Source organism: Neisseria yangbaofengii, assembly GCF_014898075.1.
Classification (GTDB): Bacteria; Pseudomonadota; Gammaproteobacteria; order Burkholderiales; family Neisseriaceae; genus Neisseria; species Neisseria yangbaofengii.
Genome location: NZ_CP062976.1, coordinates 2381916 through 2400605 on the forward strand (window position 1 = coordinate 2381916; position 18690 = coordinate 2400605).

Genomic DNA, 18690 nt, shown 5'->3' on the forward strand with positions numbered 1-18690 from the left:
TTTTATTTATGCGTATCAAACATTAAAAGGCCGTCTGAAAACGTTTTCAGACGGCCTTTGTGTATGTTCGCAAATCAAACCTTCGGCGCAATCGCTTTTACATAATTCAAACCGATAAACTGCTTCTCCGAATCCAGTCCGGTGATGTTGAGCAGCACTTGCGATTTCGGCAGTGTGTCAAACGGAATGCCCGTCGCGCGGGTCACCAGCGGCAGCCCTTCGATGCGCACCAAGTCTTCTTTCAACACCGTGGCAGTGAGTTCTTTCGTGCCTTGCTGCTCCAAATACACCAAGCTCCAGTAAGCTTCCATTTGGCGTTGGAAATCGGCGTAGGCGGAATAGGCAGTGTCGAAATCACGCAGCGCAGCGAAGAGCCCGGCATCGTTTTTGTGGAACAGGGCTTCGCTGTGTTCGTCAATCAGGCTGATGAGCTGCTTTTGGTTAATGTAGTCGGCGGCGCGGCGCAGCGGCGAGGTGAACCAGCCGTAATGCTGCACGCCCATGCCGATGTGCGGCTCGGATTGGGTGCTCATGCGTACTTTACCGCTCGGTTGCACGCGGAATAAGCCCGGCAAATCGTTTTCGTCGAGCATTTGCGCCCAACTGCTGTTGGCCAGAATCATCATTTCGCTCACCAACGTGTCGATTGGCGAACCGCGTTCGCGGCGCACCACCGATACGAGGCCGTCTGAAGCCACTTCTACGCTGTAATCGTATTGCGGCGTGCGGTTTTCTTCGTATTTGCCGCGTACTTTTTGGCGTGCAACGGCAAATTGATGGAGCCAAATCAAATCCTGATGGTGGTCGAACATGGCTTCGCCGGCGGCATCCAAACCGGTTTCGGCATTGAAATGCGGCTCAATCGCCTGAATACGCAGGTTTTCGGCGATGTTGACCGCTTCGATTTTATTCACGGGTTCGCCAACCAAGTTGAACTCGGCATCAACATCGAAATAAATGCTTACGGCCGGGCGGTATGCGCCTTTGTCCAAGCTGAACGCGGCAATCCAGTTTTCCGGTAACATAGTGATTTTGCCGTCGGGGAAATAGGCCGTGCTCAAGCGGCTCATCACGGTTTTTTCAATCGCGCTGCCCGATTCAATCGCCAACGACGGCGCGGCAATGTGAATGCCCACGCGTTTCAAGCCGTTGCCCAAATCGGTCAGGCTCAAGGCATCGTCCACTTCGGTGGTGGATTCGTCGTCAATCGAAAACGCCGCCGCATCGGCTTTCGGCAATTCAGGCAGCGGCGCAACCGCCATATGCGCCAACACCGTACCCTGCGGATAATGCTTCATTTCAAACGCATCGAGCAGGTATTGCGGCAGGGAGGCCACTGCACCGGTTTGCTTGGCCAAATCATAAGGCTGCAATTTCAACGCATCCGCCGCCTTGATAAACGCCTTATAGGTCAAAGCCTGCTTGTCGGGTGCGTGTAAAATCGTTTTCAAATCCGCCGCGATTTCAGACGGCATCTCTCCTGTCTGCAAGGCCGCCGCCCACGCATCAATCTGCGCATCCTGCTGTTTTTTGCGCTCAATCGCCGCCAAGGCTTGTTTCAAGGTTTCTTCCGGCGCGGCTTTAAACACGCCTTTGGCCTTTTTGTAGAAATACATCGGCGCGGCATAAAGCGCAATCAAAGTCGCCGCCAATTCCGATTGGCTCGGCGCATGACCGAAATATTCTTCCGCAATCGCTTCGGCGGAAAACTCGTCTTCCCCGCACACTTCCCACAGCAAATCCGTGTCAATCTCGGCCGCATCAGCCTGCGCTTTTTCCAAAAACGCCGCCATGTCGCCGCTAAACTCGGTAAACACATTATTCGCCTTCACCTTCGTGCGCTTGCCGTGTTGGGTATCGACTTGGTAAGTGGCGTCGTTTTTCTGCACGACGGCAGCGACTTTAAACTGGCCGGATTCTTCGTAAAAAATATTCATTTGCTTGATTTGGGGTAATTTTTTGAGTGGGGAATTTTAGCAGAAAGGCCGTCTGAAAGCTGAGAAATTTTTAGACGGCATGCGGAATTTGTGATGAATCGGGCAAACTGTGCTACACTACCAAAACGTATCTACACGGAGTGTATATCATGATGCAAGCCACTATTTTTAAAAGTAATCAGACACAAGCACTACGCTTGCCTAAGGCTGTTGCCTTTCCCGACAACGTGAAAAAAGTGGATGTGGTAGTGCTCGGCAAAACGCGTCTGCTTACGCCCAGCGAAAATTTGTGGGACGATTGGTTTGCGCTGCTTGATGCTGCCGATTTCCCCGACCGCGAACCTACTTTTCAAGCCGAACGGGAAAGTTTCTAATGATACTGCGCTATATGCTCGATACCAATATCTGTATTTACACGATTAAAAACAACCCGGCCGCCGTGCGCGAAAAATTCGGGCGGCACCAGCATCATCTGTGCATCAGCAGCATTGTGTTGAGCGAGCTGCTTTATGGCGCGGAAAAATCAGCCAATCCCGAAAAATCATTGGCGATTGTGGAAGGCTTGGCTGCTCGGCTGGAAGTGCAGGATTTTGACGATACCGCTGCCGCGCACGCTGCCGATATTCGCGCGGCATTGGCAAAAAAAGGCACACCCATCGGGCATTACGATGTGTTGATTGCCGGACACGCGCGCAGCCGCGGCTTGGTGTTGGTCAGCAATAATATGCGCGAATTTGAGCGTGTGGATGGTTTGCTTTTGGAAAATTGGGCTGAGTGAAGTTGAGTTGGATAGTTGACAAAGGCCGTCTGAAAAATTTTTCAGACGGCCTTTGTTTACCTTACTAGAGTACTGTTATCAATTAATTAGGTGGAAAATTGGCAAAATGTTCTTGAATGTCTTTAGCAATTGATTTTATCTGGGCGGTATTTAACTGAGCTTCTGAAGGCAAGCTATATTGTGCTGCAATATTATCTAATTGCCAAAGGTTTTCTTCCCCGCTTGGAATGTTATATATTTCGTTAACTGCTTCTTTTGTGGTAGCAATAGATGTTGCTCTGTCTTTACCGATTGAAATGAAATAGGCTGCATAATGACAGGCTTGTTCTCGTTGTTTACTTAGTATTCTGCGTGAGCTAAATCGTAGTTATCAGACATACTTACCTCCTTTTACTTTAAGATTTATATCTTAGGAGTGGCGTTAGAGTGAAGTCAACTTGATTGCATCGGGGTGAGTCTTAGAATTTGCATCATTTTTAACCAAACCGCCCACTCTTCATCCACGGGAGCACTGATGTTCACCCTTTCCCCGTTTTCCAAACTCTGAAACGACAATTCCCGCGCGTGCAGCATCAAGCGGTTGGTGCCCAAGTGTTCGGCCACGGCGTGGTTTTGGCGCAGATCGCCGTAGTTGGTGTCGCCGACGATGGGGTGGAAGATGTGTTTCATGTGGCGGCGCAGCTGGTGTTTGCGGCCGGTGTGCGGGGTGAGTTCTGCCCATGAATAGCGCGATGTGGGATAACGTAAGGCGGATTGGAACGGTAATTCGGTTTGCGCCAAGCAGCGGTAGTCGGTGACGGCATCTTGCAAGGTGGCTTCGGTGCGGCTTTCGGCGATTTGGTCGGGCTGGTATTTGAGCGGATAGTCGATGCGGCCGTGTTCGGGCAAGTGGCCGCGCACAATCGCCCAATAAGTTTTGGCGACGGTTTTGCGTTCGAATTGTTGGGTGAGCGCGCGGGCGGACTCGGGGTCGAGGGCAAACAGCAACACGCCGGAAGTCGGGCGGTCGAGGCGGTGCACGGGGTAAACGTGTTGGCCGATTTGGTCACGCAGGATCTGCATGACAAAGCGGGTTTCGCGGCGGTCAAGCCATGAGCGGTGAACGAGCATACCGGCCGGTTTGTTGACGGCGATGCTGTGGCGGCCGTGGTGGAGAATGTCGAGCATGTTATAGGCTTTGGATTTCAGACGGCCTATATTGTAAATGAGGCCGTCTGAAAAGCTGCGGTTTTTTTTGCACAACCTTTGGGCGTTGTATTTTCAGCCAAATCCGTTACAATCGGTTGAAACAGTTGGAGGGGATGAGATGACGCTGCATAAAAAATTGCCGATGCCGGTGTTGACCGATGAAACGCGCCGCGAAATTCACGGCCGCGAGTCGTATCATGTGTTGAAGATTATTTCTGAGTTTGTCGAGTCGGGCGAGGAATTGCGGGCGATTCAGCCCGCGGTGAGTATCTACGGCAGCGCGCGCACGCCGGTGGATCATGCGGATTATCTGTTTGCCGAACGTTTGTCGCGCAAATTGTCTGATGCCGGTTTCTCGGTGATCTCGGGAGGCGGGCCGGGCATTATGGAGGCGGCGAATAAAGGTGCGTTTGCCGGTGCCAGCCCTGCGGTGGGTTTGAATATTGTGTTGCCGCATGAGCAGCATGCCAATCCGTATCAGGATTTGTCGATTAAATTTCAACATTTTTTCCCGCGCAAGGTGATGTTTGTGAAGCACGCGGTGGCTTATGTGGTGATGCCGGGCGGGTTCGGCACCTTGGATGAATTGTTTGAGAGCCTGACTTTGGTGCAAACGGGCAAAATCCCGAACCGCCCGATTATTTTGGTCGGCAAAGCGTTTTGGGCGGGGCTGCTCGATTGGATTAAAGACCAGCTTTTGGGCAGCCGCCTGATTTTGCCGGAAGACATGGATTTGATTCAATTGATTGATGATGAAGACGAAATCGTGGAATACATTTTTGCGCATTACGAAAATCGGTTGGAAGATTTGTCGGAACAAGGCAACGATACTTGGTCGTTGGGCTTATGATGAAATATAATGAATCCACTTTATAACTAAGTTATTGAAAAGGCCGTCTGAAAAATCATGAATGTGGTTTTCAGACGGCCTTTTGTTTATGAGTGCCAAATGGGCGGCTGATTGGGTAAAACATATCATCGCCTAAAGGTTGGTATACGGGTAATCCTAAAGCATTAGGCTCATATGTCGGAAAGTTTAAAAATGAATACAAACAATAATCGTTATCAAAAAATAATTGAATTTATTGAGGATTTTTTGTGCTTTTCACAATATTAATCTTTAAATGGCTTATAATTTTAGATAAAATGACCAATTATTTTTCGGTATTTTGTGTTATCGGCCAAAGCGGCGGCGGACGGACGGATGTTTTCTTGCTTGCCGTAGTTGCGGCCTGCTGTTTGGGCGAACGAAATACCTTGACCATGTTGCTAATCCACACACTCAGGTGCAACCATGTTAGCCAGTTACTTTCCCGTTCTCATCTTTATCCTCGTCGGCCTGATTGCCGGTGTGGCCTTTCTCTTATTGGGCTCGATTCTGGGGCCGAAAAACCACTACCACGAAAAAGATACGCCGTTTGAGTGCGGCTTCGAAGCGTTTGAAAACGCCCGCATGAAGTTTGACGTGCGCTACTATCTGGTGGCGATTCTCTTTATTCTCTTTGATTTGGAAGTGGCATTTATGTTCCCTTGGGCGGTGGTGTTCAAGGATTTGGGCATGTTCGGATTTTGGTCCATGCTGGTGTTTATTGCCGTGCTGACGGTCGGCTTCGTGTACGAATGGAAAAAAGGAGCGTTGGAATGGGAATAGAAGGCGTATTGAAAAAAGGGTTTGTTACCACCAGCGCCGACACGGTATTGAACTATATGCGTACCGGTTCGCTGTGGCCGGTAACTTTCGGCTTGGCATGCTGCGCCGTGGAAATGATGCACGCCGGTATGGCACGTTACGACCTTGACCGTTTCGGCATTATTTTCCGCCCGTCGCCTCGCCAGTCGGACTTGTTGATTGTCGCCGGCACGCTGACCAATAAAATGGCACCCGCCCTGCGCCGTGTGTACGACCAAATGGCCGAGCCGCGCTGGGTATTGTCTATGGGTTCGTGTGCCAACGGCGGCGGTTATTACCATTATTCTTATTCGGTGGTGCGTGGAGCAGATCGGGTTGTGCCGGTCGATGTGTACGTGCCGGGCTGCCCGCCGACTGCCGAAGCCTTGATTTACGGTCTGATTCAGCTTCAGCAGAAAATCAAACGCACATCAACCATCGCACGGGACTGAGAGCATGGCAACTTTAAGCAACTTCCAGCAAACAGTATCCGATATTCTGGGTGATAAAATCCTGAATATCATCAACCGTTTGGGTGAAATTACCATCGAATGTCTGCCGCAACACTACCGTGAAGTGATGACGGTGTTGAAAGAAAACGAAGCGCTGCATTTCGAATCTCTGGTCGATCTTTGCGGCGTGGATTACAGCAGTTACCGCAATCAGACTTGGCAAGGCAAACGTTTTGCCGTGGTCAGCCAATTATTGTCGGTAAAAAACAACCGGCGTATCCGTGTCCGAGTGTGGGCGCAGGACGATGATTTCCCTTTGGTGGAATCGGTGGTGGATATTTACAACAGTGCCGACTGGTACGAGCGGGAAGCCTTCGATATGTACGGCATTCTGTTCAACAACCACCCTGATTTGCGCCGCATTCTGACCGATTACGGCTTTGTCGGCCATCCGTTCCGCAAAGATTTTCCGGTTTCCGGCTATGTGGAAATGCGTTACGACGAAGCGGAAAAACGGGTGGTTTACCAGCCGGTAACCATCGAACCTCGTGAAATTACGCCGCGTATTGTGCGTGAGGAGCATTTCGGTGAGCAATAAATTAAGAAACTACACCATCAACTTCGGCCCGCAACACCCTGCGGCGCACGGCGTGTTGCGTATGATTTTGGAGTTGGAAGGCGAAACCATCGTCCGTGCCGACCCGCATATCGGCCTTTTGCACCGTGGTACGGAAAAGCTGGCGGAAACCAAAACCTATCTGCAGGCACTGCCGTATATGGACCGCTTGGACTACGTTTCCATGATGGTCAATGAGCAGGCGTATTGTCTGGCGGTAGAAAAGCTGGCCGGGATTGATGTGCCGATCCGTGCCAAATATATCCGTACTATGTTTGCCGAAGTAACCCGCATTCTCAACCATTTGATGGGTGTCGGCTCGCACGCTCTCGACATCGGCGCCATGACCGCCATTCTCTATGCCTTCCGTGACCGTGAAGAGCTGATGGACTTATACGAAGCGGTTTCCGGCGCACGGATGCACGCTGCTTATTTCCGTCCGGGCGGCGTTTATCGGGATTTACCCGACTTTATGCCGAAATACGAAAGCAGCAAGTTCCGCAACGGCAAAGTCTTAAAACAGCTCAACGAAACCCGTGAAGGCACCATGCTCGACTTTATCGACGCTTTCTGCGAACGTTTCCCGAAAAACATCGACACGCTGGAAACCCTGCTGACCGACAACCGTATTTGGAAACAGCGTACCGTCGGCATCGGCGTGGTGTCGCCCGAGCGTGCCATGCAGAAAGGTTTTACCGGCGTAATGTTGCGCGGTTCCGGCGTGGCGTGGGATATCCGCAAAACCCAGCCGTATGAAGTGTACGACCAAATGGATTTCGATATTCCGGTCGGCGTGAACGGCGACTGCTACGACCGTTATCTGTGCCGCATGGCGGAAATGCGCCAGTCGGTACGCATCATCAAACAATGTTCCGAATGGCTGCGTGCCAATCCGGGGCCGGTGATTACCGAAAACCACAAATTCGCCCCGCCCAAACGCAGCGAAATGAAAACCGGCATGGAAGACTTAATCCACCATTTCAAACTGTTTACCGAAGGCATGCACGTTCCCGAAGGCGAAACCTATACCGCCGTCGAGCATCCGAAAGGCGAATTTGGTGTTTATATTATTTCAGACGGCGCCAACAAGCCTTACCGTCTGAAAATCCGTGCGCCGGGCTTTGCCCACCTGCAAGGTATGGACGAAATGGCAAAAGGCCATATGCTGGCCGACGTGGTGGCGATTATCGGCACGCAAGACATCGTATTCGGGGAGGTTGACCGCTAATGTTATCCGCAGAATCTTTACAACTGATTGATGTCGAGCTGGCAAAATATCCCGCTGACCAACGCCGTTCCGCCACCATGAGCGCCCTGCGGATTGCGCAGGAAGAAAAGGGCTGGCTCGCTCCCGAAACCATCGCCTTTGTTGCCGACTATATCGGCATCAGCGCAGCGCAGGCGTATGAAGTCGCCACGTTTTACAATATGTACCAACTCGAGCCGGTGGGCAAATACAAACTCACCGTCTGCACCAACCTGCCCTGCGCCCTACGGGGGGGCGTGGATGCCGGCGAATACCTGAAACAGAAACTCGGCATCGGCTACGGCGAAACCACGCCCGACGGTAAATTTACCCTGATTGAAGGCGAATGTATGGGTGCCTGCGGCGATGCGCCGGTGATGTTGGTGAACAACCACAAAATGTGCAGCTTTATGAGTGCCGAAGCGATTGAAGCCAAACTGGCGGAGTTGCAATAGGCCGTCTGAAAACCGCTTTTCAGACGGCATCGGCCGAAAAAAGCAGTGGCTATGGCGCAAACAGGACAAAACATGAGCCACCAAACCATCCGCAGCGCCGAATTTACCGCCGACAGAGCATGGGGCGCACTGGATATCGCCAATATGAACGGTATCACCGTACGCCTGCATTGGACGGATCAGCCTTACCGTTGGCACATCAACGACGGCGAAGAAGTGTTTGCCGTCATGAGCGGCACAGTCGATATGCACTATCGGGAACACGGCGCAGAACAAGTGGTACGTTTGCAGGCGGGCGATATTTTCTTCGCCGCCGTCGGCACCGAACACCTTGCCCGTCCGCAGGGAGCGGCACGGATTCTGGTGATTGAAAAAGAAGGCAGCGTATAAACAAAGTTGCAGAAAACAGAGGCCGTCTGAAAAGCGGTTTTCAGACGGCCTAGCAAGCCAAGCGGCAGACCAACGGAGCAAATAATGGGCGACCTCAAACAAGTCCGGCAAGCCATCGACGGCTTGGACATGCAGCTGATTAAGCTGCTGGCCGAGCGGCAGAAACTGGTGGAGCAGGCCGGAAAACTGAAGCCGAAAAATGATGCACAGGCCGTTGCCGCCCCCGAGAGAGTCGCCCAAGTGCTTGCCGCCCGACGTTCGCAGGCAGAAGCGGCGGGGCTGTCGCCCGATGTGGCCGAAGCCGTATGGCAGGCGATGATTGAAGCGTTTATCCGCTTGGAAATCGAAGTGAACAAACACACAGTCTGACACGGTTCAGGCATTTGATTTAACAAACAAAACCAACCCGAAGCAATTCAGACGGCCGCAAACCGCCGTCCGGACAGAAAACCGAAATACCCGAGATAAAGCAAAATGGCTATTTACCAATCAGGCGTGATTTTCGACCAAGTCGATACCGCCCAATACGATTGCTGGAAACTGGAAGAATACGTCAAACGGGGCGGCTACCAAGCCCTGCGCCGTATTCTGACCCAGCCTATGACCCAAGACGACGTCATTTCCGAAGTCAAAACCTCAGCGCTGCGCGGGCGCGGCGGTGCGGGCTTCCCCACCGGTTTGAAATGGAGCTTTATGCCCCGTTCGTTTCCGGGCGAAAAATACGTTGTCTGCAATACCGACGAGGGCGAGCCGGGTACGTTTAAAGACCGCGACATCATCATGTTCAACCCCCATGCTCTGATTGAAGGCATGATTATTGCCGGTTTCGCCATGGGCTGCCGGGCGGGTTACAACTATATCCACGGTGAAATTTTCGAGGGCTACCAACGCTTTGAAGCCGCTCTCGCCGAAGCCCGTGCCGCCGGATTTTTGGGCAGCAACATTCTGGGAACGGATTTCTCATTTGAACTCCACGCCCACCACGGCTACGGTGCCTACATCTGCGGCGAAGAAACCGCACTGCTCGAATCGCTGGAAGGCAAAAAAGGCCAACCCCGCTTCAAACCGCCTTTCCCTGCTTCATTCGGCTTATACGGAAAACCGACTACCATCAACAACACGGAAACGTTTGCGTCCGTCCCGTTTATCATCCGCGACGGCGGTCAAAAATTCTTAGAGCAAGGCGTGGAAGGCGCAGGCGGCACCAAACTGTTTTCCATCTCCGGCCATGTCGAACGCCCCGGCAACTACGAAGTGCCGCTGGGTACGCCGTTTGCCGAACTCTTAAAAATGGCGGGCGGAATGCGCGGCGGCAAAAAACTCAAAGCCGTGATTCCGGGCGGATCGTCCGCCCCCGTGCTGCCCGCCGACATCATGATGAATACCAATATGGACTACGATTCGGTCGCCAAAGCCGGTTCGATGCTCGGTTCGGGTGCGATTATCGTGATGGACGAAGACGTGTGCATGGTCAAAGCCTTGGAGCGGTTGAGCTACTTCTATTTTGAAGAATCCTGCGGCCAATGCACCCCGTGCCGTGAAGGAACGGGCTGGCTGTACCGCATTGTCCACCGCATTGTCGAAGGTAAAGGCCGCATGGAAGATTTGGAACTTTTGGATTCCGTCGGCAACCAAATGGCCGGCCGCACCATCTGCGCCCTCGCCGATGCCGCCGTGTTCCCCGTACGCAGCTTCACCAAACATTTCCGTGACGAATTTGTGCATTACATCGAACACGGCAAACCGGCAAAGGCGCACAAGTGGTGTTAAAACTGTTTGCATACAGTCGAAAGCACATTCGTTATTGATGTCGCATAACAAACGATAATAAAACGATAATTAAAGTGAAAACAAAAAAACTTTTCCATATGGTCGGCGGGTTTGCGCTGGCGGTGCTGACCGCTTTTCCCGTAGTCGCGCAGGCGGCGGTATGCAGCAACCGCAATCTCGATGTCGTCGTACTCGGTTCGGGCGGTCCGGAGCTGGACGACAAACGTGCTTCGGTAGGTTATTTGGTGCGGGAAAACGGCCGTGCCGCCGTATTGGTGGATTTCGGTTCGGGTACATCGCTGAATTTCGAGCGGGCGGGTGCGAAAATAGAAGACTTGCAGGCAGTGTTGCTCAGTCAGTTCCACGTTGATCATGTAAATGATTTTCCCGCTTTGGTCAAAGGCGCGTTTTTTACGGGGCGCAGCCGTGATTTGCCTGTTTACGGTCCTTCCGGCAACCATATCGTGCCGGATTTGCCGCAGTATTTGGCGCGTTTGATCGGTACTAACGGCGCGTATTCTTACCTGTCGGGCTTTTTGGACGGCGGCGAGTCGTTCCGTCTCAAACCTGTTACTGTGGCGGCCGACGCATCGCAGCCGAAAGTATTCACCGCTGCGGAGGGCGGATTCCGCATCCGTGCCGTCCCCGTAACGCACAGCATTATTCCCGCGCTGGGCTGGCGGGTGGAAAAAGACGGCTGTGCAGTCGTGTTTTCCAGCGGTACAAGCAATATGGGTCGGACTTTGGACAAAATCATCGCCGATACGGATTTGTTCGTGGCACATAATGCGGTACCAGAAGACAGCACCGACCGCATCGCTTTGAAACTGCACATGAAGCCGTCTGAAATCGGACGCATAGCCGCTGCCAACGCAAAAAGTGTGGTGCTGTCGCACTTTATGAACCGCACTGAAAACGTCATGCAGGAAACAGCCTCCGCCATCGGCCGCCGATACAAAGGCAGGCTGGCGTTTGCGCGGGACTGCGATATTTACGCCGTACACAGCGGCGAAAAAACCGGAAGTTGCGCCCGCTGACTGCCGCACCCGAATAAGCGCGGGTTGGGTTGAAAGTCGGGTTCTGTATCCAAAATATCTAAAATACCCGTCTGAAGACTTTTTTCAGACGACCTGATCAAGAAACCTTAAAAATCCGTAACTAGGAAACTTACCATGTTACAAATCGAAATCGATGGCAAACAGCTTGCGGTAGAGCAGGGGACGACGGTAATCGAAGCTGCCCACCGGCTCGGCACGTATATCCCGCATTTCTGTTACCACAAAAAACTCTCTATCGCCGCCAACTGCCGTATGTGTCTGGTGGAAGTGGAAAAAGCGCCCAAGCCTTTGCCGGCCTGCGCCACGCCGGTAACCGACGGCATGGTGGTGCGCACCCATTCGCCAAAGGCTAAAGAAGCGCAGTCGGGCGTGATGGAATTTCTGCTGATCAACCACCCGCTGGATTGTCCCGTGTGCGATCAAGGCGGCGAATGCCAGTTGCAGGATTTGGCGATGGGCTACGGCAAAACGGCCAGCCGTTATACCGAAGAAAAACGCTCCGTTGCCGGTAAAGACATGGGGCCGCTGGTGTCTGCCGAAGAAATGAGCCGCTGTATCCACTGCACCCGCTGCGTGCGCTTTACCGAAGAAATCGCCGGTGTGCAGGAAATTGCCATGGCAGGGAGGGGCGAGCATTCCGAAATCATGCCGTTTATCGGCAAGGCAGTGGAAACCGAATTGTCGGGCAACGTGATTGATTTGTGTCCGGTCGGCGCATTGACCAGCAAACCGTTCCGCTTCGATGCCCGAAGCTGGGAACTCAACCGCCGCAAATCGGTTTCGGCGCATGATTCGCTGGGCAGCAATCTGATTGTGCAAACCAAAGAACACACCGTCCGTCGTGTATTGCCGCTGGAAAACGAAGCCATCAACGAATGCTGGCTTTCCGACCGCGACCGTTTCGCCTACGAAGGCCTGTATCACGAAAGCCGTCTGAAAACGCCGAAAATCAAACAGGGCGGCGAGTGGATTGATGTCGATTGGAAAACCGCCCTCGAATATGTCCGCAATGCGGTGGAATGTATCGCCAAAGACGGCAACCAAGACCAAATCGGCATTTGGGCAAACCCGATGAATACGGTGGAAGAGCTGTATCTGGCGAAAAAACTCGCCGCCGGTTTGGGTATCGGCAATATCGATACCCGACTGCAACAGCAAGACCACCGTCTTTCAGACGGCCTTAAAGGTGCGCAATGGTTGGGACAAAGCATTCAGGATTTGGCTGCCAACGATGCCGTTTTGGTTGTCGGTGCCAATCTGCGCCAAGAGCAGCCGCTGCTGACCGCCCGCCTGCGTGTGGCAACCCACGGTTCTTTGAAACTGAGCGTATTGGGCAGCCGCAAGGAAACGCTGAATATGCCGCTGCTGGCACAAGAAGCGCTGCACCCTGCCGAGTGGGCAGACCGTCTGAAAAAATGGGCGACCGAAATCGACAATGCCACTTTTATCAGTCTCAAGCAGGCTGAAAAAGCTGCGATTATTTTGGGTGCGGAAGTGCAAAACCACCCTGATTACGCTGCCGTTTATGCCGCCGCACAAGAGCTGGCCGCCGCAACCGGCGCCGTATTGGGCATTTTGCCGCAGGCGGCAAACAGCGTCGGTGCCGCCGCACTGAATATCGACAGCGGTGCAAGCATTCAGCAAATGATTGCCGGGCCGAAACAGGCGGTTATTTTGTTGAATGTCGAACCTGAAATCGATGTGGCCAACGCTGCGCAGGCCGTGGCGGCGTTGAAACAGGCAAAAAGCGTGATGGCGTTCACCCCGTATGTCAGCGATACCCTGCTCGAAGTTTGTGATGTGCTGCTGCCGATTGCACCGTTTACCGAAACCTCGGGTAGTCTGGTGAATATGGAAGGCCGGCTGCAATCCTTCCACGGCGTGGTGCAGGCTTACGGCGAAGCCCGTCCGTTGTGGAAAGTATTGCGGGTATTGGGCAATCTGTTCGGCTTGAACGGGTTTGACTATCACCACAGCGAAGAAGTTTTGAAAGAAAGCGGTTTGGCCGAAACACTGGCCTCAAAACTCGACAACCGCAGCACTTGGGCGGGCGAAGCGCATTTTCAGACGGCCTCGATCCTGATGCGTACCGGCGGTATCGGCATTTACCATAGCGATGCCATTGTCCGCCGTTCTGCGCCGTTGCAGGCAACCGGCCATGCCGCCGTGCCTGCCGCCCGTATCCATCCGAATACCTTGGCTGCGCTCGGTTTGCAGGACGGCGGTTTTGCCGTTGCCAAACAAAACACCGAAAGCCTGCGGGTGGCCGTGGTTGCCGATAAAAATATCGCCGAAAACGTGGTACATCTGCCGCTGCACAGCGAAAATGCAGCGTTGGGCGCATTGATGTACCCGATTGAACTGGTAGGGGAATAATGATGCAGGAATGGTTTGAAAACCTGTTTGCCGTAACATTGGGCATGGGCGGTTTGGGCGTAACGGTCGGTTTGGTGGTATCGGTGCTGCTCAAAATCGTGATTATCTTAATCCCGCTGATTCTCACCGTGGCTTACCTGACCTATTTCGAGCGTAAAGTCATCGGCTTTATGCAGCTGCGCGTCGGCCCCAACGTAACCGGCCCGTGGGGTCTGATTCAGCCGTTTGCCGACGTGTTCAAGCTGCTGTTTAAAGAAGTTACCCGCCCGAAACTGTCCAACAAAGCCCTGTTCTACATCGGCCCGATTCTCTCGCTTGCCCCTTCGTTTGCGGCGTGGGCGGTGATTCCGTTTTCCGAAGAATGGGTGCTGACCAACATCAATCTGGGTTTGCTGTATATCCTGATGATTACCTCGTTGTCGGTGTACGGCGTGATTATTGCCGGTTGGGCTTCCAACTCGAAATATTCCTTCCTTGGCGCCATGCGTTCTTCCGCACAAAGCATTTCCTACGAAATTGCCATGAGTGCGGCGCTGGTGTGCGTGGTGATGGTGTCGGGAAGCATGAACTTTTCCGACATTGTGGCCGAACAGGCCAAAGGCATTGCCGGCGGTTCGGTATTGTCGTGGAACTGGCTGCCGCTGTTTCCGGTGTTTATCGTTTATCTGATTTCCGCCGTGGCCGAAACCAACCGTGCGCCGTTTGACGTGGCCGAGGGCGAATCCGAAATCGTGGCCGGTTTCCACGTCGAATATTCCGGCTTCGCTTTTGCCCTGTTTTTCCTTGCCGAATACATCTTCATGATTCTGATTGCCGCCCTGACGGCGCTGATGTTCCTCGGCGGCTGGCTGTCGCCGTTCCCGCAAAGCTGGGGCATTATCGGTGCACCGAGCGCCCTGTGGATGTTTGCCAAAATGGCATTCGTGTTATACGGCTACCTGTGGATTCGTGCCACTTTCCCGCGTTACCGCTACGACCAAATCATGCGTTTGGGCTGGAAAATCCTGATTCCGATCGGCTTTGCCTATATCGTGATACTGGCATTGTGGATGGTTTCGCCGCTGAGTTTGTGGAAATAAAGATTCAGGTGTAAACAATTATGGCTAATTTATTCAAAACCTTCCTGCTCGGCGAATTGGTAAAAGGCATGGGCGTAACGCTCAAAAACTTTTTCGCCCGCAAAGACACGATTTATTTCCCCGAAGAGAAAACGCCGCAGTCGGTGCGTTTCCGGGGTTTGCACGCCCAGCGGCGTTATCCCAACGGCGAAGAGCGCTGCATTGCCTGCAAACTGTGCGAAGCGGTTTGTCCGGCGATGGCAATCAACATCGAATCGGAAGAACGTGAAGACGGCACCCGCCGCACCACTCGCTACGATATTGATTTAACCAAATGTATTTTCTGCGGTTTCTGCGAAGAAGCCTGTCCGACCGATGCGATTGTGGAAACCCATATTTTTGAGTACCACGGCGAGAAAAAAGGCGATCTGCATATGACCAAGCCGATTCTCTTGGCCATCGGCGACCAATACGAAGCCGAGATTGCCAAACGCAAAGCGGCCGACGCGCCGTACCGCTGATGCCGTCTGAAAATTGATAATCCTTGTTTTCAGACGGCCTGCAACGGTTTGTTGAATATTAAGAAAGAGCGGAAATCATGACTTTCTCCCTCATTATGTTTTATATTTTTGCCGCCATCATTCTCTATGGCGCAGTGCGGACCGTAACCGCCAAAAACCCCGTCCATGCCACGCTGCATCTGGTGCTGACCTTCTGCGTGTCGGCGATGATGTGGCTGCTGATGCAGGCGGAGTTTTTGGGCATTACGCTGGTGGTGGTGTACGTGGGCGCCGTGATGGTACTGTTTTTGTTTGTGGTGATGATGCTGAACATCGACATCGAAGAAATGCGTGCCGGATTTTGGCGGCATGCACCGGTGGCGGGCATTGTCGGCGCATTGTTTGCCGTAGCGCTGATTCTGATTCTGATTAATCCGCAAACCAATCTGGCGGCATTCGGCGAAATGAAAGACATTCCCGCCGATTACAACAATATCCGTGATTTGGGCAGCCGCATTTACACCACTTATCTGTTGCCGTTCGAACTGGCGGCGGTGCTGCTGGTGTTGGGCATGGTGGCGGCGATTGTTTTGGTGCACCGCAAATCCACCAATCCGAAATACATCAATCCGGGCGATCAGGTTAAAGTTACCGCAGACGAAAGCCGTATGCGTCTGGTCAAAATGGCAGCGGTGAAGCCGTCTGAAAATCAAGAAGAAGCCGGAGCCGGCAAACAGGAGGGCGGAGCATGATTACCCTGACACATTATCTGGTATTGGGTGCGTTACTGTTCGGTATCAGCGCCATGGGCATTTTTATGAACCGCAAAAACGTGCTGGTTCTGCTGATGTCGATCGAGCTGATGCTGCTGGCGGTGAATTTCAACTTTATCGCCTTTTCCCAATATCTGGGCGACACCGCCGGACAGATTTTCGTATTTTTCGTATTGACCGTAGCCGCCGCAGAATCCGCCATCGGTTTGGCAATTATGGTATTGGTGTACCGCAACCGCCAAAGCATTAACGTGGCAGAGTTGAACGAGCTGAAAGGCTGACGGGCGTGGCCTGAATGCGGCATACCGCATTTTCAGACGGCCTGAAACCGAAAAGTTTCCTAAATTAAAAGGTTCAATCAAATGAACGAGATGACTTTATATTTAACCATCGCACTCACGCCGCTTCTGGGCTGCCTGCTGGCGGGTCTGTTCGGCAACAAAATCGGCAGGGCAGGGGCGCATACGGCGACCATTCTCGGCGTGGCGGTGTCGGCGGTATTGTCGGCTTATGTGCTGTGGGGCTTTATCGACGGCACACGCACCAAGTTTGACGAAAACGTCTATACTTGGCTGACAATGGGCGGCTTGGATTTTTCAGTCGGCTTTCTGGTGGACAGCCTGACCGCCATGATGATGGTGGTGGTAACCAGCGTGTCGCTGATGGTGCATATCTACACCATCGGCTATATGCACGACGAAGAAACCGGCTACCAACGCTTTTTCAGCTATATTTCCCTGTTTACATTCAGCATGTTGATGCTGATTATGAGCAACAACTTTATCCAGCTCTTCTTCGGCTGGGAAGCCGTGGGCTTGGTGTCTTACCTGCTGATCGGTTTCTACTTCAAAAAAGAAAGCGCCACATTTGCCAATCTGAAAGCATTTTTAGTGAATCGTGTCGGCGACTTCGGCTTTATTCTCGGTATCGGTTTGGTGTTGGCGTATTTCGGCGGCAGCCTGCGCTATCAAGACGTATTTGCCTATTTGCCGAATGTGCAAAACGCCACGATTCAGCTTTTCCCCGGTATCGAATGGTCGCTGATGACCGTAACCTGCATTCTGCTGTTTGTCGGCGCAATGGGTAAATCCGCCCAATTCCCGCTGCACGTCTGGCTGCCGGATTCGATGGAAGGCCCGACCCCGATTTCGGCACTGATTCACGCCGCAACCATGGTAACGGCGGGTCTGTTTATGGTGTCCCGTATGTCGCCGATGTACGAATTGAGCGATACCGCCTTGAACTTCATCATGATTATCGGTGCAATTACCGCCCTGTTTATGGGTTTCTTGGGCGTGATTCAAAACGACATCAAACGGGTGGTGGCATATTCCACGCTGTCGCAGCTGGGCTATATGACGGTTGCGCTGGGTGCGTCCGCCTACTCGGTTGCCATGTTCCATGTAATGACCCACGCATTTTTCAAAGCCCTGCTGTTTTTGGCGGCGGGCAGTGCCATTATCGGTATGCACCACGACCAAGACATGCGCCACATGGGCAATCTGAAAAAATATATGCCGATTACTTGGCTGACGATGTTGATTGGCAATCTGTCGCTGATCGGCACGCCGTTTTTCTCCGGTTTTTATTCCAAAGATTCGATTATCGAAGCAGCAAAAGCCAGCACTTTGCCGGGCAGCGGTTTCGCCTATTTTGCCGTGCTGGCAAGCGTGTTTGTTACCGCATTTTATGCCTTCCGCCAATACTTTATGGTATTCCACGGCAAAGAAAAATGGCGTGAAATCCAACACGGCCACCATCACGATGATGCCCATCATCACGGTTTGGGCAAAAACGACAATCCGCACGAAAGCCCGCTGGTTGTAACCCTGCCGCTGCTGGTTCTGGCCGTGCCGTCGGTGATTATCGGCTACATTGCCATTGAGCCGCTGCTGTACGGCGACTTTTTCAAAGACGTGATTTTCGTGAATCATCAAGCCCATCCGGTGATGAGCGAAATGGCACATGAATTTGCCCACCACGGCGGCGCATTGGGCATGGTGGCACACAGTTTCACTTCGCCCGTGCTGTATCTTGCCTTGGCAGGCGTGGCAACGGCTTGGCTGCTGTATGTCAAAGCGCCGCATCTGCCGGCAAAAATTGCCGCCGCTTTCAGCCCGGTTTATAAGCTGTTGGACAACAAATACTTTTTGGATACCGTATATTTTGCCGTATTCGCCAAAGGTTCGAGAGCGTTGGGCAACTTCTTCTGGAAAGTCGGCGATGTGGCCATTATCGACAACGGCATCGTGAACAACGCCGCCAAACTGGTCGGCGGTGTCGCCGCCCAAGTGCGCAAAGCCCAAACCGGCTTTATCTATACCTACGCCGCAGCGATGGTGGTCGGTGTATTGGTGCTGATCGGCGTAACGTTCTGGCGGCTGTTTGCCGGATAAGCGGTTTTGGCTGCGAAAAATCCGCCGG

At 52.8% G+C, this 18690-nt stretch carries 20 protein-coding genes; 18 read left to right on the forward strand and 2 right to left on the reverse strand.

Going from position 1 to position 18690, the window contains the following annotated elements; genetic code table 11:
* Positions 1-74 precede the first annotated feature (74 nt).
* Positions 75-1937, reverse strand: coding sequence for a ribonuclease catalytic domain-containing protein (locus H4O27_RS11580; RefSeq protein WP_165007048.1), 1863 nt, complete (start codon positions 1935-1937; stop codon positions 75-77).
* A 149-nt stretch (positions 1938-2086) separates the two neighbouring features.
* On the opposite strand from H4O27_RS11580, the gene vapB reads away from it, so the two are divergent.
* A complete protein-coding gene (vapB, locus tag H4O27_RS11585) occupies positions 2087-2311 on the forward strand; it encodes a type II toxin-antitoxin system VapB family antitoxin (protein WP_165007045.1) in 225 nt (74 codons plus the stop codon).
* Positions 2311-2715 (forward strand): type II toxin-antitoxin system tRNA(fMet)-specific endonuclease VapC, encoded by a 405-nt coding sequence (gene vapC / locus H4O27_RS11590; protein ID WP_245242693.1) that lies wholly within the window; start codon positions 2311-2313, stop codon positions 2713-2715. The genes vapB and vapC overlap by 1 nt, the downstream gene beginning before the upstream one ends.
* A 432-nt stretch (positions 2716-3147) precedes the next feature.
* On the opposite strand, the gene truC is transcribed toward vapC, so the two are convergent.
* The gene (gene truC, locus H4O27_RS11595; protein ID WP_165007264.1) at positions 3148-3882 is read right to left on the reverse strand and encodes a tRNA pseudouridine(65) synthase TruC; all 735 of its coding nucleotides are present in this window, start codon (positions 3880-3882) and stop codon (positions 3148-3150) included.
* A gap of 139 nt (positions 3883-4021) precedes the next feature.
* Between truC and H4O27_RS11600 the strand changes: the two genes are divergently transcribed.
* From H4O27_RS11600 to nuoL, 16 genes are all read left to right on the forward strand, one after another.
* On the forward strand, positions 4022-4753 hold the full coding sequence (locus H4O27_RS11600; protein ID WP_165007042.1) for an LOG family protein: 732 nt from the start codon (positions 4022-4024) through the stop codon (positions 4751-4753).
* Positions 4754-5197: 444 nt separating this feature from the next.
* The gene (locus tag H4O27_RS11605; RefSeq protein ID WP_165007039.1) at positions 5198-5554 is read left to right on the forward strand and encodes an NADH-quinone oxidoreductase subunit A; all 357 of its coding nucleotides are present in this window, start codon (positions 5198-5200) and stop codon (positions 5552-5554) included.
* On the forward strand, positions 5545-6024 hold the full coding sequence (locus H4O27_RS11610) for a NuoB/complex I 20 kDa subunit family protein (protein ID WP_165007037.1): 480 nt from the start codon (positions 5545-5547) through the stop codon (positions 6022-6024). Before H4O27_RS11605 ends, H4O27_RS11610 begins: the two co-directional genes overlap by 10 nt.
* Positions 6025-6028: 4 nt before the next feature.
* Positions 6029-6622, forward strand: a complete 594-nt coding sequence (locus H4O27_RS11615; protein ID WP_165007034.1) for an NADH-quinone oxidoreductase subunit C — start codon at positions 6029-6031, stop codon at positions 6620-6622.
* Entirely contained in the window at positions 6612-7868 is a 1257-nt protein-coding gene (gene nuoD, locus H4O27_RS11620; protein ID WP_165007031.1) for an NADH dehydrogenase (quinone) subunit D, read from the forward strand. The genes H4O27_RS11615 and nuoD overlap by 11 nt, the downstream gene beginning before the upstream one ends.
* Positions 7868-8341 (forward strand): NADH-quinone oxidoreductase subunit NuoE, encoded by a 474-nt coding sequence (nuoE, locus tag H4O27_RS11625; protein WP_165007028.1) that lies wholly within the window; start codon positions 7868-7870, stop codon positions 8339-8341. Before nuoD ends, nuoE begins: the two co-directional genes overlap by 1 nt.
* Positions 8342-8413: 72 nt before the next feature.
* Positions 8414-8731, forward strand: a complete 318-nt coding sequence (locus tag H4O27_RS11630; protein WP_165007025.1) for a cupin domain-containing protein — start codon at positions 8414-8416, stop codon at positions 8729-8731.
* 84 nt (positions 8732-8815) lie between these two features.
* Entirely contained in the window at positions 8816-9100 is a 285-nt protein-coding gene (locus H4O27_RS11635; protein WP_165007022.1) for a chorismate mutase, read from the forward strand.
* A gap of 105 nt (positions 9101-9205) precedes the next feature.
* Entirely contained in the window at positions 9206-10501 is a 1296-nt protein-coding gene (gene nuoF, locus H4O27_RS11640; RefSeq protein WP_165007019.1) for an NADH-quinone oxidoreductase subunit NuoF, read from the forward strand.
* 74 nt (positions 10502-10575) lie between these two features.
* Positions 10576-11538 carry an MBL fold metallo-hydrolase gene (locus H4O27_RS11645; protein ID WP_226883402.1) on the forward strand — a complete coding sequence of 321 codons (963 nt, stop codon included), beginning with the start codon at positions 10576-10578 and terminating at the stop codon, positions 11536-11538.
* A 135-nt stretch (positions 11539-11673) separates the two neighbouring features.
* Positions 11674-13935, forward strand: a complete 2262-nt coding sequence (gene nuoG, locus H4O27_RS11650; protein WP_165007016.1) for an NADH-quinone oxidoreductase subunit NuoG — start codon at positions 11674-11676, stop codon at positions 13933-13935.
* Between the two features lie 2 nt (positions 13936-13937).
* The gene (gene nuoH, locus H4O27_RS11655; RefSeq protein ID WP_165007258.1) at positions 13938-15014 is read left to right on the forward strand and encodes an NADH-quinone oxidoreductase subunit NuoH; all 1077 of its coding nucleotides are present in this window, start codon (positions 13938-13940) and stop codon (positions 15012-15014) included.
* Positions 15015-15034: 20 nt separating this feature from the next.
* Positions 15035-15514 carry an NADH-quinone oxidoreductase subunit NuoI gene (nuoI, locus tag H4O27_RS11660; RefSeq protein ID WP_165007013.1) on the forward strand — a complete coding sequence of 160 codons (480 nt, stop codon included), beginning with the start codon at positions 15035-15037 and terminating at the stop codon, positions 15512-15514.
* A gap of 77 nt (positions 15515-15591) precedes the next feature.
* On the forward strand, positions 15592-16245 hold the full coding sequence (locus H4O27_RS11665) for an NADH-quinone oxidoreductase subunit J (RefSeq protein ID WP_165007011.1): 654 nt from the start codon (positions 15592-15594) through the stop codon (positions 16243-16245).
* The gene (gene nuoK / locus H4O27_RS11670) at positions 16242-16547 is read left to right on the forward strand and encodes an NADH-quinone oxidoreductase subunit NuoK (protein ID WP_165007008.1); all 306 of its coding nucleotides are present in this window, start codon (positions 16242-16244) and stop codon (positions 16545-16547) included. Before H4O27_RS11665 ends, nuoK begins: the two co-directional genes overlap by 4 nt.
* Positions 16548-16628: 81 nt before the next feature.
* A complete protein-coding gene (gene nuoL, locus H4O27_RS11675) occupies positions 16629-18662 on the forward strand; it encodes an NADH-quinone oxidoreductase subunit L (protein ID WP_165007005.1) in 2034 nt (677 codons plus the stop codon).
* Positions 18663-18690 lie beyond the last annotated feature (28 nt).